Source organism: Actinoplanes sp. NPDC089786 (assembly GCF_040684855.1).
Classification (GTDB): Bacteria; Actinomycetota; Actinomycetes; order Mycobacteriales; family Micromonosporaceae; genus Actinoplanes.
The window spans coordinates 11492-35981 of sequence record NZ_JBFBGU010000026.1; the positions used below are offsets into that span (position 1 = coordinate 11492).

Genomic DNA, 24490 nt, shown 5'->3' on the forward strand with positions numbered 1-24490 from the left:
GGCATCGTGACCACACCGGAGCATCGGAAGGCCTCCGAGGTCACCGCATGCTGGTGGGCAAGATGGACACGCACATCCCCTCCTGGCTGCAGCACCTCCTCGAGTTCACGATCGGCCAGACGTGGCCGACGGGCAGCGAGGGAGGGATGCGCGCGCACTCGGAACAGTGGGAGAACCTCCGTGACGAGATCGGCGCGGCGGTGGAAAAGCTGGCGCAGCAACGCGACGCCGTACCGGATGTGATGTCCGGAACGTTCGCCGATGGTGTCAAGGGCTCGCTGACGAGCAGCATCGATCACCTCTCGAAGCTGCGCGACTTCGTCGACACCATGCGCAAGGACTTGAAGAACGGCGCTGCCGAGCTCCAAGAAACCAAGATCATGATTGTGATCCAGCTGGCGCTGCTCGCGATCCAGCTCGCGTGGCTGATCGCCTCACTGTTCGGCGCGCTGGCCATCCCGGTGGTGGTCGCCGGATTCCGTGCGATCATCACCGCGATCCTGCGGCAGGTCTTCGTCGAGATCGCGCAGGAACTCGCGGAGGAGCCGCTGCTGAAGCTCCTCATCCAGGCGGGGCAGGACGGATCCGGCGCCCGGGATGGCATCGACTGGGACGGTATCAAGAATGCCGCCATCCAGTCGGTCATCGCCGCCGGCGTGGCCGGTCTGGCAAACGTCGGCGCCGAGGCCATCACCAAATGGGCGGCCAAGAAGATCGCCAAGGTGGACCGGACGGGTCTCGACGGCACGATGTTCATCAAGAACGACTGGGTCTTCCGCGGCGGCTCCATCCTGACCAAGGGCATCGTGCAGGGCGGCGTGGCGATCCCCGCCGAGATCGCCGGCCAGGTGGCGACCGGCGCGCCGGTCGAGGTCCGCTGGGGCACGGCGACCAGCGCCTTCGTCAGTGGCCTGCACGAGTCCAACGAGGTCCCGACGCCGACGAACCTGGTCAACGACCTCAACATCGAGTCGAAGAACGGGTGGGACGAAGCGTTCCGGCCGCTGCCCGACGAGGGCGGCGGCGATGAGGAAGGCGCGCAACCCGAGGAATCCGACGACGAGACCGTTGTCGGCTCGGAGGACGGTGACGGGCTTTCGGGGAACCTGGCCGGCGGTGAGGACGCGGCGGCGGAGGACAGCGACGAACTCTGGGACGCCGAGACGGTCGGCGACGAGGAATCGGTGGCCGGCGACGGTGACTCGTATGCGGAGTCCGACTTCGGGGACGAACCGGCGGCCGACGAGCAATCGACCTCCTCCTGGGACGACGACACCGAACCGCTCCTGCAGCAGGACGGGCAGGAAGACGACGAGGGGGCCGCACAGCCCACCGTTGGAAACGGCCAAGGCTCCGGCGAGGGCGCTTCCGGCGAATCCACGGACCTCGGCGGCGCCGTGAATGCGTTCTCACCGTCGAACGGAATGGCCAACGCAGGCAACCAGTCCGGGACGACCGCGGGTGGCGGGTCTGCGGCGGGCGCGGGCGATAGGTCTGCGGCGGGCGCGGGTGACAGGTCGGGAGCCGGCGCCGGGGAGAGGTCCGGGTCCGACTCGCGGACCGGCGGCGAAGACCGGCGAGGGATGCCGGAGACCGGAGCCGACCGGACCGGCCAGGAAACGTTGGGGACCGCGAACGACACCCAACAGTCGACTGCCCATGGTGGTGCGCCGCAGACAATCACCACGGTCGGTGGAGACGGCACCGGGTCCGAGCTGGTGGGGTCGGGCGAAGCACCGAACAACGCCAGGACCGAGACGGGCAGCGGCCAGGGTGAGGGTCGTGGTCTGGGTGAGGGTCAGGGCCTGGGCCATGATCAGGGCGAGGGTCAGGGCCGTGACCAGCAGCAAGACGGCGACCAAGGCCGGGGTCAGGACCAAGGTCAGAGCCAGGACCAAGGACAGGGCCGGGACGAGCGTCAGGGTCAAGGCCACTCGCCGGAACAACAGGGCCAGGGCCAGGGCCAAGAGCCGGACCGCGTTAATACCGGGGGGCAGGAGGACGCGCGGCCACGGGATGGTGAGGCTGGTGGGTGGACCGGCGGCGACTTGCAGACCGGGGATCAGGGCGGCTGGCAGGCCGACGACACGAATCGCGCGGCGGCTCAGCCCGACGCGGTTCCGTCCGGCAGTTTCGAACACGTTGGCGACACGGATCAGGTCACAACCTTCGATCCACCGCAACCATTCAACGATCAGAGCCAGGCGACCACGCCGTCGGTGTCCGAGGGCAATACGCCGTCTGCGCAACCGGTCCCGCCACCCATCGCTCAGGCTGGGGAGCCTTCCGCGACGCAGGCTGGTCAGTCTTCGGGGGCGCAGGCCGGGCCGCCTGCGGGCGTGCAGCCGGCTTCGGCATCGACGCATCAGGGCACGCCGCCTGGGGTTCAGGCCAACCAGCCGCCGGTGGGCGTCGCCGAGGGCCGGCCCCTCACCGAGTCACAGCCGGTCGCCGTCGCGCCCCCGCCGGTCGGTGGTGACCCGCAGAGCGTGGCGGACTTCCTTTCCGGCCAGCCGGATGTTCCGGCCGAACGCGGCGATAGCGGTGGCCCGGCGCGGGCGGATGAGCCGCCGGGATCGGTAGTGGCCGCGGATCCGCCGCCCGCGGTGGACCAGCTGGTCCCGGCCGCGCCCGAGCGGATCAGCCAGGCCGCGACCGATGTGCTGAACGGCCTGAACGATGTGTCCCCCCGCGTCGATCGGGCCCTCGACGCGGTGCCGGCCGGGCATCCGGACGCCGATCGGGTGGACGCCGTCCGGGAGTCCTTCCACGCGGCGAAGGACTCGCTTGCCAGGGCGGCCGCCGGTGACTCCGCCCGGCCGGTCCAGCGGCAGGCCGAGTTGCGTGACGTGCTTCAGCAGGTCGCCGAGGCCCGGGCGCAGATCAAGCAGGTCACGGGGCACGATGTGGTGCCGCCGGTGTCCGATCTGGTGTCGCCGCGGCCGGACGATCATGGCCTGCGTCCGGTGCGCACCGAGTCCGGCAATGTCGCCACCCCGCTGCCGCAGGTCAGGGACGAGCGCCGGTCCGGCGCGGACGACGGTCAGGTCGTTCCGATCGTGTTGGGGCCGCAGGACAGCGTGACGGGCGGCCCGGACCGCGTCTCGCGCGAGTCGCCGACGCCGGTGCCCGATGTGGTCGACGGCGATGTGGTCGATGACCCGACGGCTGGTCCCGAACTGGTCCCGGCACTGTCGACCGTGCCGCCCGCCGTCTTCGCGAAGTCCACCGTGGACACCACCACCGCCGGTGACCCGATCGACGTCACCACCGGGCGGATGATCTACACCGAGACCGACACGGTGCTGCCGGGCCTGATCCTCACGCGGACGCATCGCTCGGACTACCGCTGGGGCCGCTCGTTCGGCCGGACCTGGGCGTCCACGCTGGACCAGCGGATCGTCGCCGACGAGCGCCATGCGCGGTACCTGGCCGCCGACGGTTCGATCCTGACGTACCCGATGCCCGCCGAAGGCGAGGAGGTCTCGCCCCTGCTGGGTCGTGGCGCCCGGCTGCGCCGGCTGATCGGCGGCGGGTGGCTGGTGACCGAGCACGATGCGTTGCTGCTGTTCGTGACGGTCGGGGACGGCCGCGAGTCGGTGTTGTGCGAGGTGCTGAGCAATGATGCGCGGTGGCACGTCCAGCGGGACGCCGACGGCCTACCGGCCTTGCTGTTGTCGTCGGCCGGCCACACCGTCGAGCTCGATTCCGCCGGTGGGCTGGTGACCGGCGCGCGGTTCGTGCCCGGCGGCGAGGCGGAGACGGTCGAGCTGCCCGCGTACGAGTACGACGGCGGCCGGAACCTCGTCGCGATCCGCAACTCCTCGGGTGACGCCACGCGCCTGCGCTACGACCGGGCCGGCCGGATCGTGCGGTGGGACGACCGCAACGGCGAGTGGTACACCTACACCTACGACGACGCCGGCCGATGTGTGCTGGCCGACGGCAACGGCGGCTTCCTGCGCTATGCGTTCGCGTACGGCGACGGCGTGACCGAGGTGACCGACTCGCTCGGTGGCGTGACCCGCTACGAGCTCGACGACCGTCTCCAGGTCGGCGCGATCGTCGACCCGCTCGGCTCCAGGACGGAGCTGGAGTGGGCCGCGGGCAACCGGCTCTCGTCGCGCACCGATCCGCTCGGCCGGACCACCCGGTTCACCTGGGACGGGCAGGGCCGGCCGATGACGTTGCTCCGGCCGGACGGCAGCCGCGCCACGGTGAACTACGACGCCGGCGGGCGGGCGGTGTCGCTGACCGGGTTCGACGGCGTCACACGGGCGATCCGGGAGCGGACGGACGGCGTACCCCCGGCAATTTTTGATCTTGATGGTCTTGGACGTCCCAGGTCGGCGCGGATGGCGGACGCAACCGCCACGGAGCTCGGCTGGACGGCGGAGGGTGACCTCGCCTGGCGCGCGCGCCCGGACGGCTCCCGGCAGGAGTGGCGGTATGACGGTGAGGGGAATCTGGTGACAAGCATCGATGCTCTGGGGCGCGCGGCGTACATCGAGTACGGACCGTTCGACCTTCCCGTCGGGCGGATCGACGAGGCGGGCAACCGAACGGCGTACGCCTACGACACGGAGCTGCGGCTGACCGAGGTCCGCAACCCCGCCGGGCAGGTGTGGCGCTACACCTATGATCCGGCGGGGCGGCTCGCCACCGAGACGGACTTCGACGGTCGCGTCCGGCGCTACACCTACGACGCCGCCGGGCAGCTCATCGCCCACACCAACGCGGCGGGCGAAACCACGCGCTACGCCTACGATCTGCTCGGCCGAGTCGTCGAGCGCCGGTCCGACGACGCGGTCACCCGGCTGGAGTACGACGCGGAGAGTCGCCTCGCCGCGGTGGAGAGCCCGGACGCGGTGGTGCGGTTCGAGCGTGACGCCGACGGCCGCGTGGTCGCCGAGACGATCAACGGCCGTACGGTGCGTACGACGTACGAGGGCGACCGGGTCGCGGCCCGGACCCTGCCGTCCGGCCGGTCGAGCCGGTGGAGTTTCGACGCGCGGGGCCTGCCGGTCATGCTGGCGACCGCGGGTCAGGTGGTCCGGTTCGGCCACGACGCCGCCGGTCGCGAGGTCAGCCGGTCGGTGGGCGAGGTGGTCGCGCTGCGGCAGACCTTCGACGAGGTGGGCCGCCTGGCGGCGCAGCACATCGCCGGCGTCGCCGAGCGCGGGTTCTCCTATGACGCGTCCGACCGGGTCACGGCGATCGGCGACAGCTCCTTCGACGCCGACGAGGTGGGCCGCGTCCGTGCGGTGACCGTCGACGGCGAGGTGGCGGAGCGGTACGACTACGACGAGGCGGGCAACCTGGTCGGCGCGGGCGGGGGTCGCTGGGACTTCGACGGCACCATGCTCGTGCGGACGGATGATGTCGAGTTCGCGTACGACCAGCAGGGCCGCCTGACCGTCCGGACCGACGCGGCGGGTGCGTGGCGGTTCGCGTGGGACACCGAGAACCGGCTCGTGCAGGTCGTCACGCCCGGCGGGGACCGGTGGCGGTACCGCTACGACGGGTTCGGCCGGCGTGTCGCGAAGCTGCGTCTGGACGACGACGACACGGTCCTGGACGAGGTCAGCTTCGCCTGGGCGGGCGACCTGATGGTCGAGCAGGCCGGCGCCGGCGAGACGATCTCGTGGGAGTTCGGGCCGGACGGATCCGCGCCGGTGACGCAGACCGACGGTGACGACGGGCTGCGTGTCGTCGTCACCGACGTCGTCGGCACCCCCACCCATCTGGTCGAGCCGGACGGCGGCCTGTGCTGGTCGCGGCACGGCGACCTCTGGGGACGGACCAACGACCCGACGGGTACGCCGCTGCGCTTCCCCGGCCAGTACTGGGACGCCGAGAGCGGCTTGCACTACAACCGGTTCCGCTACTACGACCCGGCGACCGCGCGGTATCTCAGCGCCGACCCGCTCGGTCTGACCGGGGGACCCAACCCGGCCGCGTACGTGCGCGATCCGCTGACCCTCGCCGACCCCCTCGGCCTGACCAGTTGCAAGCCGGCCCAGGCGCGGCCGGATCCGCTGGACGGCGGCGATCCGTCGCGTCCGGCCGGCATGAACGGGCCGACCCAGCTGCCGGTCGAGGCGCGACCGCCGTCACCGCTCCCGCGACTCGAGACATCACCGTCGGTGAGCAGGCCGCCGGCCGGTCCCGCGCTGCACGCCGGCAACTGGCAGTCCGAGGTCGGCAATGCCGCGCAACCGACCGTCGGCCGGATCTCCGCATCGCAGATCTCCACGCTCCAGGACGTCCAGAGCAACCTGCCGCCGCTCCCCGATCGCGGCGACGCTGTCCAGCTCGGCGCGACGCTGACGGTGACGCCGGAGATGACGGTGCCCCTGGGGCAGCCCAAGCCCGCACATCTGTCCGACTTCGAACTACACCCGATCAAGCACCCCGGGACGGACGAGTACGTCAATCTCGCCGTGAAACCTCTGACGAGCGGCAGGTTCCAGGCCTACTCGGACGGCGAGAAGACCGGGCCGGAGCTCTCCAAGGTCGACGTGAAGGGTGGCGGCAAGAACGGCGTGCCGACGACCCTGCTCGTCGGTGGCGGTCTCCTGGGCGGCCGCCCGAAACGGCAGGCGCTGGCCGACCGGAGCCGGCCGCCGGCCATCGCCACCTCCAGCCGCTCGGCGCCTCGGCCGGATGCGGTGGGCCGGTTGGACGACGAGACGACCGTCCTGGACGAGCAGGTGTCGAAGATGCTTGCGCCGTTGCGGAGCAGGTCCGGCCCGGATCGCGAGCGCGGGCGGGCCGCGGAGAGGGCCTGGAACGAGTTCAGGTCGTCGGTGCCGCGCGATGACGGCGGTCGCGACGCGCTGCTGCACGACTCGATGGAGCGGTACGAAGACGCCGTCCAGGAGATCGCGGGTCTGTTCCACGACCATGTGCTGACCGGCCCGAACCCGATGCCGTCGGCCGCGGACATGATGATGTTCGTCGCCGGTGCCGATCCGCTCGGCACCCGGATCCTGACCGGGGCCGGTCGGCCGACCGACGCGGGACAGCCGACCGGACGGGCCTTCATCGATCCGGATGACTGGCCGCGGCTGGGGCTGGACCGGGTCGACCTGTCGGTGCCCACGTTCGCCCGGGTCCGGAGTTTCGGCGAGGGCCGGGTGGGCTGGCATCCCACGGCGGACGTCGCGCCGGTGCCCTGGAACGCGGAGGCCCGGGGTTATGTGGCGGCGGCGCACGCCGAGCAGGGCCAGGTGCTGCTGTTCCACCCGGACGAGACGATCAGTACGTCGTGGGAGGGATTCGGGCAGCGGGTTCGCCGGTCGCCCACCGTCCAGAGCCAGGACCCCACACGCGGCGACTACATCGTGGTGCCCAACTGCGATGCGGAGATGCTCGACGGCGGGGTGCCGCACGCCCAGAAGATCGCCGACGCGGCCGACGCGAAGGTGATCATCGGTAGCCACGGTCTGATGTTCCTCGGCCACTCCGACGCCAACATCGGCGTCCTGCCCGGCCCGGACGGCGAGCCTGGTGAGCTGCTGGTCTTCGAGCCTGGGGGCAGTTCCGGCACGTCCGCGGGCCCGCTGCGCGACGGCTCGCCCGACGACGGCGACGCGGTGGACGACACGGAGCTCGTGTGGGCCGGCGACACCGACCGGTTCGGGCTGGCCGACATGTTCCGGGCGACGAGGGACCACGAGCAGGCGGTGTCCGACCGGCTGGGCGTTCCCATCGGGTCCGCGTTCGAGGGCGACAAGACGTTCGGTCGGTCGGTGCTGGATCGCATCGACAAGGTGCTGACCGAGCTGCCGGCCAGCCATGTCCGGGACAACCCGGAGTTCGCCGGCGTGCGCCGCCGCAGCGGCACGGGCGGCAACAGCGTCAGCGAGTATTCGCGCGCCGACCGGACGATCGGCATCGTGTACCCGGCGTACAAGGGGCTGCGACTGCCGTCCGCCTTGTACGCCACCCTGAACCGAGGGATCGCCTGGGAACGCCGGGTGATGGACAAGGCCGTGCTGTCGTCCCTGAGCGGAGTGGACTCCACCACCGATCGCGCCCTCGGGATCGACCCGCGCGACCGTGAGGTGATGGCCGGCGTCTCGGACGTGCTCGCGCACGGCAACCTTGTGGACTGGACAGTCCGGCATGAGACCGGGCACTCCGTCGACGTCCGGGCCGGCTGGGAGGAGCGGTTCTCCGGGCAGGAGAGGTTCGGCGGCTGGAAACAGCATGGGAACACGGACGGATTCCGGACCGTCGCCGAGGCGATGCTGTCCGAACTCGGCGTCGACCTGACCGCGCCCGAACTCGTCGGCCTCACCGACACGCTCGGGCGGATGCTCGATCTTCCCGAGCGCGACCACTCCGACGAAACATCGGAGTTCGATCTCGCTCTCACCAATACGCTGAATGCGTTCAACAGGTGGTTCCCGGCTTTGGACGCGCAGGTGCCGCAGCGCCTCGGTGAGATGATCCGGCAGGCGACGACCTCCCGCCTCATGCGTGCCGGCGGCCGCGGTTACGGGTTTGACGGGCGGGCCGGCTGGTACAGCTACCGCGTCCTCCCGTCCGGCGGCCTCGGCGATCGCATCAACTACGGCACCAACCGGATCCCGGACGTCGCGCAGAGTCTGATGGAGAAGGCAGGAGTCGCCGACGCGCCCTTCGCGGATCGACTGCGCGACGCGTTGGGCAGCGTGCTGTGGGTGGCCGCCCAGCAGGATCGGCTGGATGTCCTGACCACCCTGCAGGACCGGGTGCCGGGCCTCTCGGATGCGGCCTTCCAGCAGATCGACACCTTCGTCCGGCGGGCGCTGGCACACCCGTGGACGTTGCCGGACGGCGGCGGCGAGCCTCTGCGTATCGGCGACCGCACCTTCCACGTGACCACGGACGGAAAATGGGTCAGCTACCTGACCGCCGAGCGCAGCCGGCACGGGCTCTCCAACTACCAGTTCTCCCATCCGGCGGAGTGGTTCGCCGAGGCATACGCCGCCGTCCACGACACCACACCGGCGCCCGCCCAGCGGCTCAACCCGGCGGCGCTCGACTGGTTCCAGAACGAGTTGCCCCAGATTCTTGACGAGCTGCGCGACAACGACACACGCGCGACCCGTGAATCGCCCGACGCGCAGGACCTCGACGACCTCGACTACAACCGTGCCCCGGTGGACCCCGCGCGAGGCGATGGCGCGCGGTCGTCCTCCCCGGACGCTTCGTGGGTGCCCGAGCAGGACATCGACGTGCTGCGCCAGGAGACGCCACCCCGGGTCCTGAAGGCGACAACGGTCATCGACGTCGCCGAGCGGATGACCTCCGTGGATCCGTCCATTCCGAAGTTCGTCCGCGACTCCTACCGCCAAGCGGGTCTGGAACTCGCCGATTTCGTTCCCCGCAAGCCGGACCTGAAGGCCGTGCGGCGTGACCTCGCCTACGATCACCGGACGCTGGTCGCGGGCGACGGCAAACGCATCCAGGACTTCTCCCTGCGGCTGCATCTGCGGCCGGTCGGCCCCGGCGCGACGCGATCGTTCACGCCGGAACGCTTGGACCGCATCGAGAAGGCGGTCGGCGACTTCTACAACGGGAAGTACCGGATCGGACCCGACCGCGACCAGTTCAACGTCAAGCTGACCTTCGTCGGCGACCCCGCCGAGGCGCACCGGCAGATCACCGCACGCAGCGGCAACGAGGGCACGTCCCAGGTCGTCTGGTCCGAGGACACGTCGGATGCCGACGTCGTGCACGAGATCGCGCACTTCCTGGGACTGTTCGACAAGTACGCCCTGGAGGGCGTGAACGCGCGCACCGACCAGGACGGCGTACCACTGCGGTGGGTGTTGAAGCGGCACGATCCGGCCCACGGCAACTCGATCATGCAAACCGTGAACGCGGACCGCGGGCCGGAATTGAGCCGGTCCGACCTCGACCAGATCGCGAGCGTGCCCCGGGAGGCGTTCCAGCCGGACCGCGGCCGGCCGGTCGATCAAGCGGACACCACGGCGGCCGCCGATCAGGACAGTGCCTATGCGGGTACTCCACGCAACCAGGCTCGGACGTGGACGGGTCCGGACGCCTGGGCGATCTCGGATGTGGTGAACGACGCGCTGCGGGCGGAGGCCGGCGGGACCTCACGGTGGTTGCCGGTCCAGGATGCGGTGCGCAGCTATCTCGGTCTCGACGAGGGAGCCGTCAACGCCCGGGAACTGACGCTCAATGTCATTGCCGGTTCGCTGGAGAATTGGACCCGGCACCACCGTTCGCTGACCACCACGCTGCGTACGCTCAACCGTTCCCGCATCCGCCGGCTGCGCGGGTTCGCGGACGGCCTCGCTGATCTGATCGCGGCGGAGCGGGCCGACATCCGGAACCGGCAGAACCAGGCCGCGCGCGACGAAGCCGCGTACGAGGCGCACGGGATGCCCGTACCGCACGCGGTGACGGAGGCGTCACGGTCGACCGGTGTGTACACGCCCTTCGGCACACCGTCGCCGGCCGACATGTCCCAGTTGCAGCTGGAGTTCGCCGGCGTGCGTCCGTTGCCGGATGGCGTCCAGGTTCACGTCCACATGGCCGACCGGGAGGACTACCGCGCGATCGGCCGGCAGGGTCTTCAGGCCGGCGGGCCGGACCGGACGTACCTGTACACCTTGACCGGCTCGGACCCGGGTACGACGAGAAACGTGGGCCAGTATCGTTCGAACATGGCTCCGGTCGGGGTGATGACCACCGACCTGGGCTTCTCCCAGGACGATAATTACGACGGCGGTGCGCAGCGGTACGGAACCGCCATCCCGCCCGTGCGTGACTTCGCGTCGAGCGGCGAGAGCACGTTCAGCTTCACCTTCCCGGCCACTCCGCGTACGGCCGAGGGGTTGACCGCGTTCATCAACGCCCAGCGCGCGGCGCAGGGTTTGGAACCGTTGAGCGAGTGGGACGCGGTCAACCGGGTCCGCGCCGAGATGTTCCGGCGCTTCCAGATCCATGTCGCGGACTATCTCGGCCTGACGACGGAGGACATGTGGCCGCGGTCGACGCGGATCGCGGAGGCCGGGAACGTCCCGATGTACTCCACGGCGTCGCCCAGCACGTCGGCGGGCTTCCCCATCTCATACAGTCCGCACTCCGAATGGCCCACCTCGAACCCGCACGTCCCTTCTTCCAGCCGGTCGATCCCCGGCCCGCTCTACGCGCCTTCCTCGAGCCGGAGCGGTCCCGACGAGGCCTACCGCGATGACAGCCAGTTCACGTTCGACGAGGACGACCGTGACTACGCTCAGGCTCCTCGTTCGTCCGGCGACCCGGCTCCCGGGATCTCGCTCGGCGCCTTCCTCGCCGGCGAACCGCAGCTGCCGCCGGCGCGGCCGTTGCCGGCCGACCCCTCGATCCCGCTGCGGCGGGCCGTCGACGCTGTCGAGGGGCCCGGAGCATTCGGCCGGCCGGACGACAACGCCCTGGACTGTGCGCCTCGGGTCGAGCTGGCGCTACGCGAATTGGGCGCCCGGCCCACTGTCGACGACGGTGTCGGGATGCGCCCGGTGGACGCCGTGGCGAAGTCGCTCCGCGGCTCTTTCGACCGGCCGGAGCCGCCGGAAAAGCTGAACGAGCTGCGCAAGGGCGCAGCGACCGCGGTGTGGGGGAACCGTCCGGGCGACCCCTCGCACATGATGCTGGTCGAGCGAGGGCCGGACGGCGAGCTGGTGGCCTGGGACCCGAACCCGCAGGAGGTCGACGGAGAGGCACAACCGTTCCTCAAGGTCGTCCCGGACGGTTCGGTGCCGCTTCCCGAAAGTTTGGCCGGGCCGTCGCGGTTCGTGGTGGACGGCGACGGCCAGCTGGCCCAGGTCATGACCCGGTCCGGCCGCGTCGTGTTCGGACCGGGCGATGACCGGGTCTTCGGCCCGGCGGATGACCGGACGATCAGTGCGCTGACCGATGCTCCGAGCCGGACCATGCCCGGCGGAAAGGACAAAGGTAAGGGAAGGGCCAAAGGTAAGGGCAAGGAGGAATCCACCCTGGGCGGTCTGCTGCGGCAGGCGTTCACGGGCGGCACCGGCTCGAAGCGTCCGTCCCGGACCGGCCGTGGTGGCGAGGGCGGCAAGCGCAGAAGGCGCGCCGCCAACGTGCCCCGCACCATGGCTCAGCGTCATTACGCCACGAGTCTCGACCAGCACTCCGATCACATGCGCCGCCTCGTGCAGAAGTTCCTGGGCCGGACGACCGAGGACGTCCGGCTTCGCTACGCGCGGTCGTACGAAGGTGATCGGCACGGTCAGGGTCTGTCCCACATCGCGATCGCCCTGCACGACAGCGGTGAGGCATTGCGCGCGAACGACGACGTCATGGCCACCTGGCAGCGAGATTCCGAGACTCAAGCGATGCTGATCAGAAATCGGCTCTTCATCGCCAAGAACTCGGACCAGACCATCGGGTTGTTCCACGATTTTCTGACCAGTGACCGTGACCGGAGCCCGGCCCAGGCGTTTGCCGACCTGCTGTTCACCGCGGATGAGGGCCGGCTGTCCGCCGCCCAGAGCCGGGAGTTGGCGGACGAGTACGCGGCAACCGTGAACCGTGCGGAGCAGAAGCTGCGGGGGATCTATCGGGGCGAACGCGACACGGACGACGCGACCGGGATGCTTTCTTCGTTGTCCGGGTTCGGCTATGTGGACGCTTTGGCGCGGGGCGATGCCCGTGACACGCTGCGCACCCGGATGCTGTCGGACAGGTACGAGAATCACGTCTTCTTCGCCACGGCGGAGCAGTACCCGTTCGCGCACGCCGAGCAGAAGCTGGCTCGGCTGGTGCTCGCCGCCCGGATCTCGCCGGCCGACGCCGGCATCATCCGCATCAACGGCAAGTACCGGCCCTGCTACTGGTGTGGCAAGGTCCTCAAGCTCATGCGTGACCTCGGCTACCAGATCGAGTACGACGAGAACTGGGGCAACTGGTTCGACACCGCCCGGGACACCGCCTTGGTGATGTTCGACGACCTCAGTCGCAACGACTACATCGTCAACGAGCTGAAGGCCGACATCGCGGCGTTGTCCAGCACGTCCGCCTACGCTGACGCCGCGCCCCCGCCAAGCGCGTACGAGGGCACCCCGTCCGGACCAGAGGAGCGCCGGCCGGCCAGGAATGTGCCGAGCCACGCCCTTCGTACGCCGTCATTGTCCGACGTGGACCACGGGTCGGACGGCAACCGGCACCGTGTGGTGCGCCGACTGGTCGTCCGGACGGTCGGTAACAGTTCGCGGATGGGGAACTTCGAGCCTCAGGCGAACTCGGAAGGAGTCTCCGCTGAGGAGCTCAACCAGTTGCGGGCTAACTTCTCGGCGGGACTCTACGATGAAGTCCTGCGTGACCTTCAGAGTTATCGCGATCGGGCGGTCACGCTCCAACAACTCGCCGACTACCTGGGTATGGGCCCGGACACGTTGTCGAAATGGTTGCAGACCGGCGAGATTCCCGGGCTGAAGCAATTGGCGAACAGGCCACGCCTCACCGCCGCCGACGTGCTCGAGCTCCGCGAGCTCTACGCCAACCGAGTGAGCGGGACCGGGCCGCGTTACCTGGCCAAGCTCCGCAGCATCGAACATGTCGCCCATGACGTGCTGGCCAGGGCGACCGACCCGACCGGCAGGATCACCGGCAACCGGATCCAGGGCTGGCACTCCGGCGGCGGTATGCAACACTCCGATCTGACGAACCGGCACCGTGTCGGGCTGATCGATCTGTTCCTCAACGAGGACTACGACACACTGGGGCGGCGCATCTCGAGATATGTCGCGAACGGCGCGTCGCCGAAACAGATCGGTGAACTCTTCGGCGTCAGTCACACCTTGGCCAAGAAGTGGGCCACCACGCAAACCATCGGGCTGGCCAGGCCGTCGCTGATCGCGAAGGCCCAGCAGGTTGCCCGGGAAAAGCGCGCCTATTACGCGCCGCTCGCGGATGAGGACGCACAGCTCGCGACCGAGGCCGACCGGCAGGCCGAGGCCGCCGATGCCGCCGCCGAGGCTGAGCAGTTCGCCCCGCCGGAGCGGCGATACGCGCCGGCACGCGGAGCGGCGGGGCGGGCGGAGGGCGGGAACCGATCCGGACCGTCCGGCGTCTCGAAGGCGAAGAGGCGGAATGCGGGCCGGGACGACTCCGACTTCGAGGAGGAGGCCGCCTACGAATCCGAGGACTCCGACGAAGAGCCGTACTACGAGCCCGAACCCGAAGGTGAGACCGACGAGGCGACGTCCGATGACGACTCTCAGGCCTCCAACAACTCTCAGGCCCCCTACGAACCGCGGGTCCCGTACGACCCGCAGGTCCCCTACGACCCGCAGGCCGCCCCGTACGATTCGCAGGCCCCCTACGATTCGCGGGCCGATGACAACTCGCAGGCCGACTACGACTCACCGGCCGACGAGGAGTTCGAGCAATACGCGGTCGGGGACTTCGACAATCCGCAGGCGATCGCTGAGCGCCGGTACGCGCAGGCGGCGGGCATCGGCCGGAGCACAGACGTGCCGGCGGCGCCGCGGCCGGTGCGGCTGACCGCGCCCGACAAGCGAAGCCTGCGGTCCATGTTCGAATCCGACTGGAACGGCTTCCGGGACCGGGTCGACGAACTGCGCCGACAGCACCCGGGCGAGGCCATCGACGACCAGATCGCCTCGGCGTTCCAGGGCATGACGGGGAGCGGCCTGCGCCAACTCCTACCTCCCACGACCGCCGCCATCTCGACGGGCGGGAGTGGTTACACCGCTTCCGCCCCGAGGGGGAACCAGCCCACCGTCGCCTACAGCAGCCTGGTGCGTAACGTGCCGGTACGCTCGGCGGCCCCGGGCGCCTCGGCCGGCCGGGCCGACACGGTGATGCGGGACCCCTCGCCCGCCCTCGCCGGCGTGTCGTCGCCCTCGGTGGCGAAGAGCACCGAGCAGACGCCGACCGAAGGCGATCCGATCGACGTGACCACCGGCCGGATGATCCTGACCGAGAACGACATCAAGCTGCCGGGCCTCACCCTGGAGCGCACCCATCGCTCCGACTACCGGTGGGGCCGGTCCTTCGGCCCGTCCTGGGCGTCCACGCTGGACCAGCGCATCGTCATCGAGGGTGACCATGCCCGCTACCTCGCCGCGGACGGATCCATCCTGACCTACCCGCTGGTGGCGGAGGGTGAGACGGCGTTGCCGGAGGTCGGGCGGGCGTTGCCGTTGCGCCGGCTGGCCGGCGGCGGCTGGCTGCTCACCGACCCGAGGTCCGGCCAGGTGTGGGTCTTCGCCCCGGCCGACGACGACAAGGAAGCGTTGCTCAGCGACCTGAGCGAGGGCGGCGTCCGCTGGTCGATCGTCCGGGACGGCGCCGGGGACCCGACGGAACTTCGCTCGTCGACGGGCGCCACGGTCGGGTTCACCACGACCGCCGGTCTGCTGACCGCGATCTCCGTGCCGGGCGAGGCCGGAGACATGATCGCCGCCGCCCGATTCGGTTACGACGCGGACCGCAACCTGATCGAGGTGGTCAACTCCTCGGGTGACCCGGAGCGATTCGAGTACGACGACGGGCGCATCGTCGGCTGGGAGGACCGTAACGGCGAGTGGTACACGTACCGATACGACGACGCCGGTCGCTGTGTCGGCACCGACGGCAGGGGTCATTATCTGAGTTACCGGTTCGAGTACTCCGACGGGCTGACGGTCGTCACGGACTCGCTGGGCGCGGTTCGCAGGTATGAGCTGAACGACCTGCTGCAGGTGGTCGCGGTGACGGATCCGTTCGGTGGGACCGTTCGCACCGAGTGGGACGATGCCTATCGGTTGTTGTCGCGAACTGATGAGCTGGGCCGGACCACCAGGTATTCGTACGACGCGGCCGGGCGGCCGACCGTGATCGTCCGGCCGGACGGGAAGCGGTCCACGACGACCTATGACGAGTTCGGCCGGGCGGTGTCCTGGACGGACTTCGACGGCGCCACTCGCCGGCGGGAGTTCGACGCCGATGGGCGGATGCTGGCCGAGACCGATGCCACCGGTGCGATCGTGCGGTCCGAGCGGCCGGCCGCTGACGGAAGGGGCACGGCGGTTCAGGCCGGTCCGACGGCCATGGTTCGCAACGCGGCACGTCAGATCGTGTCGGTCACGTCCGGCGACGGCGACGTGGCTTACGAGTACGACGAGTTCGGCCGGCTCATCGCCGTCGAGACCGGCGAGGGGCTTATCGAGATCGGCTGGACCCTCGACGGTGATCTGGCCTGGCGGCAGAAGCCGGACGGCGGCCTGGAGGAGTTCGTCTACGACGGCGAGGGCAACGTGGTCGAGTCGCTCGGCGAGGACGGACGCCGGACGTGGCGCGAGTACGGCCCGTTCGATCTGGTGACCGCGGTGATCGACGCTGACGGTGGCCGCACCGAGTACGAGTACGACACCGAGTTGCGTCTCACGGCGATCATCAATCCGGCGGGGGAGACGTGGCGGTACACGTATGACCTGAATGGTCGGGTGATCTCCGAGACGGACTTCGGTGGTCGTACTCAGCGGTATGTCTATGACGCCGCGGGGCAGGTCATCGAGCACACGGATGCGGCCGGTGAGGTCACTGTCTACGCCTACGACGTGCTGGGCCGGGTGGTCGAACGACGGACCGGTGAGGTGGTGACGCGGTTCGGCTACGACGCGTCGGGCCGGATGGTCGCGGCCTCCTGACGCATCGGATCGAAGAAATCACCGCGGTCGCGTGAACGGATCCGTTCCAGACGTCGTTACCAAGGCGCGACCGGAGGCCCGGACGCGTACGGAGGTGGGGCATGCGTCGACGCTGGACGATCGCGGGTCGGCGGGAACAGCTCGGCGCCCTCGACAAGGCACGTCTCGACGCCGCCTCCGGAGGGCAGTTCGTGCTGGTCAACGGTCCGTCCGGGAGTGGCCGGACGGCGCTGCTGGAGGCCTCCGCGAGCGCCTGGCGGGCCGCGGGCGCCGCGGTGCTGCGGGTGCCCGGCCCGGCGGCCGGCGGCGTCGTCGCCGGCTTCGAGGCGGTGCTGCACGTCGTGCGCGATCAGTACGAACGGTTGGCCGACCCGCTGCTTTCCCGCCCACTGAGCACGATAGCGGCGCTCTGCGCCGACTCCGGCACCGATCTGCCCGGCCGCCCGGCCATGCTGGCCGAGCAGACCTCGATGGCGTTCGGGCTGATCGGCCGCCGGGTGCCCGCCGTGCTGCTGGCCGATGACCTCGACGACGCACCGGGGCTGGTCACCGCGCTGGCATCGGCCGTACGTGACCAGTGCATGGTGGTCGCCTCCGCCCGTGCCGCGGGTGGCCGGCTCACGACGCTCGCCGACGTCGTCGTGGCGCTGCCGCCGCTGGCGCCGGACGCGGTCGGCCAGATGCTGGTCCAACGGTACGGCGCGCCGCTGGACGAGGCGGTGTTGCCCGCGCTGACCACCGCGCTCGGGCCACTGGCCGGGAACCCGGCGACCGTGGCGGCGACTGTGGACGCGCTCACCGACGCCGGCCGGCTCGCCGTCATCCGCGGCCACCTCTGCCTGCTCGACCCCCAGATCCCGATCGTGCTGCCGCCCGGGCACCGGCTCGTCGCCGGTCTCCATCAGCGCGGCACGGCCGCCGTCCGGATCGCCACCATGGCGGCGGTCACCCGGTTCGGGCTCGACGACCTGCCGTTGTTCGCCCGCGCCACGCTCGGCCGGCTCGACTCCTACGGCCGTACGGTCGACGAGCTGGTCACCGACGGGGTGCTGCTCGCCGACCCGCAGGGCGGAATCCGGCCGCAGAGCCCGGCGCTCGCGGCCCGGCTGATCGCGGATGCCGGCCCGCAGGCGGTGGCCCGTCTGCACCGCGCGTACGCCGCCGCGATGTTCCGCCGCGCCGGCGCGGCGGCCGACCGGTCCGCGCTGGCCGACCACGTCGCCTTCGCCGGCCCGTCCATGCCGACCGACCGGCGTACCGCGGTGAGCCTGGCCGCCACCGCCGCCGAGGTGACCGACCGTGAGCCGGACCGGGCCGCGGACTGGCTGCGTGCCGCGCTCTGGCACGCGGGCGGGGGGCGTGCGGCCGACGACATCCTGTCCCGGCTGTCCCGGCTGCTGATCCGGACCGGGCAGTTCACCCGCCTCGCGGAGATGGTGCGCGCGGCGCCGGCCGGCCGGTCGGGCGACCTGGCGACGGCCGCGGCGCTCGCGTCGTTGCACACCGGGACCCGGATGCCGGAGGTGATGGCACGGCTCGGCCCGGCGGCGGAGCCCATCTTCCGTCTGGTCGACCGCTGGCTCACCGGCGCCGCCGACGGGATCAGGCCGGCCGCCGGCGCCTCGGACTTCGCGATCGTCGGCCGGGCGCTCGGCGACGGCGTGGACCCCGCCGACCCGGCCACGGAGGAGCTGCTCGTGGCGGGATCGACCGGCGATCTGGTCGCGCTCTTCGGGCTGGTGCTCGGTTCGCAGCGGTACGGCACGCCGGCCGACGGGCCGCTGGCCGCCTACCATCGGCTGCACGACTGCTACGCCCGCGGAGATCTGTCCGGGGTGGTGTCCGCGGCCCGGGAGGTGGAGCTGGCCGGCGCCCAGGCGCTGGTGGTGCGCCGGCTCGCCCGGCTCTGGGCGGCCGAGGCGCTGGCCATGCTGGGCAAGGACGACGACTCCCGGTCCTGGATGCAATCGGTGCCGGTTGAGCCACCGTACGCGGCGCTGCGCTGGTGGGCCGAGAACAGTCCGGCCGGAGAGGCCACCACAGCGGAGGAGGCCGCGGACCGGCTCCGGGGAGCGCGGGTGGCGTACGAGCGGCAGCGCGCGCACGGCAGCCGGATCGGCTGCGAGCAACTGCTGGTCCGGGCCGCCATCCTGGCCGGACGGTTCGGTCTCAGTACCGAGGCGGCGGAGCTGGCCACGCTCGCCGGCACCGATCAAGGGCGGTGGCTGAGCACCGAGACCACCCTGCTCGTCCGGGCGCTGGCAACCGGCGACACCGCCGACACCACGAGCGCCGCCGGCCTGCTCCGTGCTCGTGCGCACCGGCCGGCGCTGGGTCTGGCCGTGCTGGCTCTGGGCCGGATGGCGGCCGACCCGAGCCCCTGGCTGCTGGACGCCCGCGCGGTGGCCGAGGAGATCGGGTCGCGGTGGCTGCGGTCGGCGGTGGCCGCGACCATGCGCGACCGCGACGTCCGGCGACCTCGTCCGCGCTCGGCCCAGGAAGCGTTCAGCGAGGTCGAGGTGCAGATCATCGACCTGATCCGGCAGGCGTACACCAACCGGCAGATCGCGGCGCACATCCGGATGAGCGAGAAGACCATCGAGAACTACCTGACCCGGCTGTTCGTCCGCACCGGCTGCCGGTCCCGGGTGGAGCTGGCCGCGGTCCGTCTGACCACCGGCGTCGCCGGCTCGGCGCGGTGACCGGGGACGCGGCCGCGCTGTCGGCGGATGCCGGTCCGCCGCTGACGGTGTTGACCGGTCCGGCCGGCATCGGACGATCACATCTGGTGCGTACGCTGCGGCAGTCCATGGCCGGCGCCCGGCGCCCGGTACTGGAGGTACGGCTGGCGCCGCCGGATCGGGCGGAACCCTGGTACCTGGCCGGCCGGGTGCTGGCCGGGCTGGCGCCGGTGCCGTCCCGCCTTGTCGCCGGTCGCGACCACGGCGGGCCGGCGGAGCTGTCGGCCGCCAGGTTCGCTCGCGTGCTGCGCCACCGTCCCGGGCTGGTGGTCCTCGTCGACGATGTGCAGTGGGCCGATGTGCCATCGGCGGAGGTCCTGCTCGCGGCGGTGCACGAGCTGGCCGGATCGCAGACCCGGTTCATCGTCGCGTTGCGTACGCCGGCCGACCCGGCCCCGGTGCTCGCCGATGGATTCGCGCGGCTGCGCACGGCCGGGCTGGCGCAGATCTTGCCGGTGCGCCCACTGACGGCGGGGGACGCCGGAGCGCTGATCCACGAGCAGCTCCAAGCCGTACCGCACGAGTCATTGAGCGCCCCGTTGCGCCGGCTGAGCCGCGGCCTTCCCGGCGCCCTGCTGGCGGCCATCGAGGGTTATCGGCGCACGGCCGCGCTGCACATCGTCGATCGGCGCGCCTACCTGCTCGACCCGTCAACCGCGCCACGGATCCCCGCCGACCACGACCTGACGGCCCGGGTACGACATCTCGAACCCGCCACCCGCGCGGTCGCCCGGGCGCTGGCCGTGCTGGAACCACTGGGCCCCACTGTGCCCGCCCTGATCGGCGACGCTGTCGGCGTACCGTCCGAAGAGGTCCACGCGCGGCTCGGCACGCTGCGCCGGGAGGGCGTGGCCCGGCGCGACCCGGGCGGATGGCGGGTGCCGGTGCCCGCCATGGCCGTGGCGCTCCGGGCCGGACTGGGCCCCTACGAGCGTGCCCGGGTCGCCCAGGTCGCCGTCGAAGCGCTCTGGACCGGCCGCGCGCGAAGCGCGGATCCCGGCTTCCTGCCGGACCAGGTGGCCGCGGCCGGGGGGCTGGTCAAGGCCACCGTTGCCGTGCCTCTGTTGCGGTCGCGGGCCGCAGCGGCGGCCGTGCGGTCACCCGCGGCGGCGGCCCGCTGGTGGGGTGCGGCCGAACTGCTGAGCGGCGATCCCGCCGACCGGGCCGAGGCGTTGATCAGCCGGATCGACGCCGGGCTACGTGCGGGACGGTACGGCGCTGTCCGCGCCGACGTGCGCCGGGTGCTCGGCGAGCACACCGCCGGACTGTCCGTTGCCGCACGCCAGGAAGCCGAGTTGATGGCCCTGGCCGGTGTGCGTGGCGAACGGGACATGGACGCGGTCCGGTCGGTGGCGGCGGGGGAGCCCTGGGCGCCGGGCGGGCCATCGCCGACGCCGGTCACCCGGGCCGCGGCGCTCACCGTCCTGAACCGCTGGGCGGAGGCGGCCGGTCTGCTCGGCCGACTTCGGTCCCACTCGCACCCACCGGACGGTGGCGCCGCCGACACTCTCGGCCTTCTGGTCGCGGCGGTCACCGGGCGGACTGCTCCGTCGTTCCACGACCGGCCGCCGGCCGGAGCCGACGCCGGAGCGCGGTCGGCGCGCCGATCCGCCGCCGCCGCGATCGCGCGATGCGGCGTCACCCTGATCGCGGACGACCGGCTCGAGCCCGGTTCGGCGACGGCGGTGTCCGAGCTCCCGGCGCCCGAACGGTGCCTGCTCGACTGGCGCTCCGGCCGATGGGACGCGGCCCTGGACGGCGCGCTGTTCGCGATGGCGGCCGACCTTGCCGTGGGCCGCCCGCCGCTGCAGGCCTTGGTGCACCGCGCCGCCGCGGAGATAACGGCCGCTCGCGGCCGTCCCGCCCGCGCCCGTACCGTGCTGGACACGGCGCGGGCCGACGAGGCGCCGCTCCGGCACGTGATCGACGGGGCCGTGGCCGAGATCGAGTGGATCCTCGGCGACGCCGCGGGCGCCGCCCGGACGGCGGAGAACGCGCTGGCCGACGCGGCGCGGCACGGTTTGCTGCTCGGTACGGACGAGCTGTGGCTGACCGTCGTGGAACTGGCGATGGAACGCGGTGACGACGAGGCGGCCCGGACCGCCGCGGCCTCGGCGACCGCGGCCGCGGCGGTGCTCGGCACGGAGGCGAGCGAACTGCGGGCGGCCGTCGCCCGGCTGATCTCGGCGCGCGACGCCGCGGCCGCCGGGGAGGTGGTCGCGCTGGCCCGGCGGGCCGGCCGGCCGTACGAGCTGGCCCGGACCCTGGAACGCGTGGTCCGATGGACCGGTCGGTCGCCCGAGCTGCTCGCTGAGGCCTACGACCTGCTCGGCCGGCTCGGCGCGCTGCTGCACCGGTCGCGTCTGCGGCCGCTCATGCGGGAGCACGCGCTCGGTCTGCGTCGTTCGCAGACCCTGGCCGAGGGCGAGCAGTTGCTGGCCGTGCTCGTCGCCGAGGGCCTGTCCAACCGGGAGCTGGCCGCCGCGACCCAGAGCAGCGAGAAGAGCGTGGAGGGCCGGCTGACCCGCCTGTTCACCCGCACCGGCTACCGGTCGCGGGTGGAGCTGGCCGCCGCAGTGCTGGTCGGCGACTACGGCCCCGGCTGACAAACCGCTTCCGCTGTCCACGGTGCGGATCCACAGCGCCCCTCAGCCGGCCGGTGGAGAAGATTCGGCCGGCTGTCCGGACTGCTCGGGCACCATCAGGCTGGACAGCGGCAGGTCGATGCCCTTGGCGACCTGCCGCCACTTGTCGCCGTCGGTGCGCAGCACCTGGCCGACCCGGGAGCGGTCCCACGCCCGCCGGGGCAGCAGCAGGGTCATGCCGTTCGCCACCAGCTCGGGCAGGCGGGACCGGACCGAGGCGAGGTCGGTCAGGGCGGCCGCGCTGGCCGGCACGTCGATCGCCCGGCCCGCGCCGACCAGCAGATGCACCAGCCGATGGCCGGGTGTCACGTCCGGCCGGCGCTGGTGCAGTTCCAGGTGGTCCGTCTCCGGCATCGGACCCTCCGGGAGCAGTGCCCACGCGCCCCGGCCGCGGTCGCTGCGCGGCCAGGCGACCACCTCGTTGGGCAGCCCGTCGGCGCCGTGCCGGGCGCCGGTGCAGCGCAGCACGATCGGGTTCGAGGGCAGCTCCGTACGCTCACCGGGCCGTCCTTCGTGGTCGATGCCGTACCCCACCTCCGGCCGTGCCTGGTCCAGCCATCCGGCGGGGAGCAGATAGGCGGACTGATGCCGCAGGTCCGCGGGCACATCCGGCAACCGGGTCAGATCGATCGCGCCGCCCGCCTTCACCCGCACGCCGATGAGGTACCGGCGCGGGTTCTCCCGGGCGAGCCGCTCCCCGTCGAGGTGCGCGATCAGGAACAGGTTGGCCGACGGCACGCCGTCCGTGGCCACCCGCTCCGGCGGCCAGTCACAGGCCAGCCAGAGGCGAACCGGCTCCGCGGTGACCTCCGGATCGACCGACAGCCATCGCACGCCGTGGCGGCGACCGGCGCGAGCCGGCAGGGTCACCGACGGGCGCGGGTCGGGCGGCGGAAGGAGCCGTTCGGACTGCGGCGCAGGTGGTGCGGGCACCGGCGGGACCGACGACGGTGGCGCCGGCGGCACGGAAGCGTTCGCCACGACGCGTCGCCGGCGGGGGATCAGCCAGCCGTCGTCGTTGCGCCACCGGCCGGTGTCCGTGCCGTCGGTGCGAAGCCACTCCGAGGCGCGGCCCTGATCATCGACGGCGCGCGGCAGGCCGTCGGCGACGTCCACCTCCGCGCCGGGCGACAGCGACCAGATCTCCACGCCCAGCTCGTCCTCCAGCAGCGTCAGATGGTCGCGCACCCCGGCCGCCCGGTCCGGTGCCACGGGAGTGAGCAGCAGCAGGTCTTCGCTCCGCCAGCCGGCCTCCTCCAGCCGGGCGTGCAGCTCGGCGACGCCCGCGGCCAGCTCGGCGCCGTCCTCGTGACGCAGCGCCAGCCGACCGTCATCCACGATGGTCAGGTCCACCAGCATGGTCCCGGCCTCGGCTCGTGCCCCGGCGTACCGGTCGCGCAGCGCGTCCTCGCCGGTCCGGCCGGTGCTGATCATTGTCACGGCGCCGGCCGAGAACACCACCGGGGAGCTGCGCGGGACGAGTCGCCCGTCGCGGTCCGTGGTGAACCGGGCCGGGCCGGGCAGTTCCGGCGCACGGAATTCGACCCAGGACGAGACCTCGCCCGTCCGGCTGCGTGCGCCCAGGTCACGACAACCGCGCAGCAGCACGGCCTCGTCGCCCGGCTCCGGTGTCCACACGACGGCGCCGGTCGCCGCGGCCAGGGCCTGGACGTGCATGGTGAGCCGCCGTTGCTCGGCGGCGTCGTCCGGCCAGCGCAGCCAGAGCCGAAGGTCGCCGCCGTAGAGGTAGACGGAGGACAGCGCCGCGGCCACGTCCTGTCCGGTGCGGCCGTTCTGACCGCCCGTGCCCTTCTGGTAGGCCGACAACCGGAACGCCCCGTCGCGGGTCGCCGCGGCCACCGTGACCAGGCCGGGATGGCCAGCGCCGAGCCGGGCGGCGGCGGCCCGCCGCACCACGAAATCGTCGCGGTTCGCGAACTCCAGTCCGCCGGCCAGCGGCAGGGTCGCCAGTCCGGTCCGGGGCAGCACCAGCCCGCCCGCCAGGTCGAACCAGCCTGGCAGCGACGTCGCCAGGGCGGGTGGCTGCAGCAGCACCCAGTCGACCACGGCGCCGCCGGCCCGGTCGACCGGCACCGGTTCGGCGTCCTCGCCGCCGGGGCCGGCCAGCCGGTCCACCGAGGCGCCGATCGGCGTGACCAGAACGTCACAACCCAGCCCCTCGGCGACCAACCCCAGCGTGGTGGCGTTGCGCGCCCCGTCGTCGACCAGGATGCGCAGATCGTGGTTCGGTGACGTGGACGACTGGGCGTACTCGATCAGTTCCTGCGCCGTCAGCGCCTCGGTGGGCGCCTCCGGCCGGGCCAGCCCGCCCGTGGGGGTACGGACAAGCACCAGGTCGGTCAGCCCTTCCACGGGCTTCGGCGCGGCGCCGGCCGTTCGGGTCGGTTGCATGGGGTTCCTC

At 71.8% G+C, this 24490-nt stretch carries 4 protein-coding genes; 3 read left to right on the plus strand and 1 reads right to left on the minus strand.

Features of this window, described 5'->3' with window-relative positions:
• The first annotated feature begins 47 nt into the window (after positions 1 to 47).
• The 3 genes from AB0O15_RS41210 to AB0O15_RS41220 all read left to right on the plus strand — a co-directional run bounded on the left by AB0O15_RS41210 (position 48) and on the right by AB0O15_RS41220 (position 22029).
• A complete protein-coding gene (locus AB0O15_RS41210; RefSeq protein ID WP_364331241.1) occupies positions 48 to 16682 on the plus strand; it encodes a DUF6531 domain-containing protein in 16635 nt (5544 codons plus the stop codon).
• 101 nt (positions 16683 to 16783) lie between these two features.
• Positions 16784 to 19384, plus strand: coding sequence for an AAA family ATPase (locus AB0O15_RS41215; protein ID WP_364331244.1), 2601 nt, complete (start codon positions 16784 to 16786; stop codon positions 19382 to 19384).
• Positions 19381 to 22029 carry an AAA family ATPase gene (locus AB0O15_RS41220; RefSeq protein ID WP_364331247.1) on the plus strand — a complete coding sequence of 883 codons (2649 nt, stop codon included), beginning with the start codon at positions 19381 to 19383 and terminating at the stop codon, positions 22027 to 22029. Before AB0O15_RS41215 ends, AB0O15_RS41220 begins: the two co-directional genes overlap by 4 nt.
• A 42-nt stretch (positions 22030 to 22071) precedes the next feature.
• Here the strand turns inward: AB0O15_RS41220 and AB0O15_RS41225 are convergent, their stop codons facing one another.
• The gene (locus AB0O15_RS41225; RefSeq protein ID WP_364331250.1) at positions 22072 to 24480 is read right to left on the minus strand and encodes a hypothetical protein; all 2409 of its coding nucleotides are present in this window, start codon (positions 24478 to 24480) and stop codon (positions 22072 to 22074) included.
• Between the last annotated feature and the right edge of the window lie 10 nt (positions 24481 to 24490).

Excerpts from the sequence above, each read along its gene's own strand:
- AB0O15_RS41210 (WP_364331241.1), top strand. The coding sequence starts at position 48 with ATGCTGGTGGGCAAGATGGACACGCACATCCCCTCCTGGCTGCAGCAC.
- AB0O15_RS41215 (WP_364331244.1), top strand. The coding sequence starts at position 16,784 with ATGCGTCGACGCTGGACGATCGCGGGTCGGCGGGAACAGCTCGGCGCC.
- AB0O15_RS41225 (WP_364331250.1), bottom strand. The coding sequence starts at position 24,480 with ATGCAACCGACCCGAACGGCCGGCGCCGCGCCGAAGCCCGTGGAAGGG.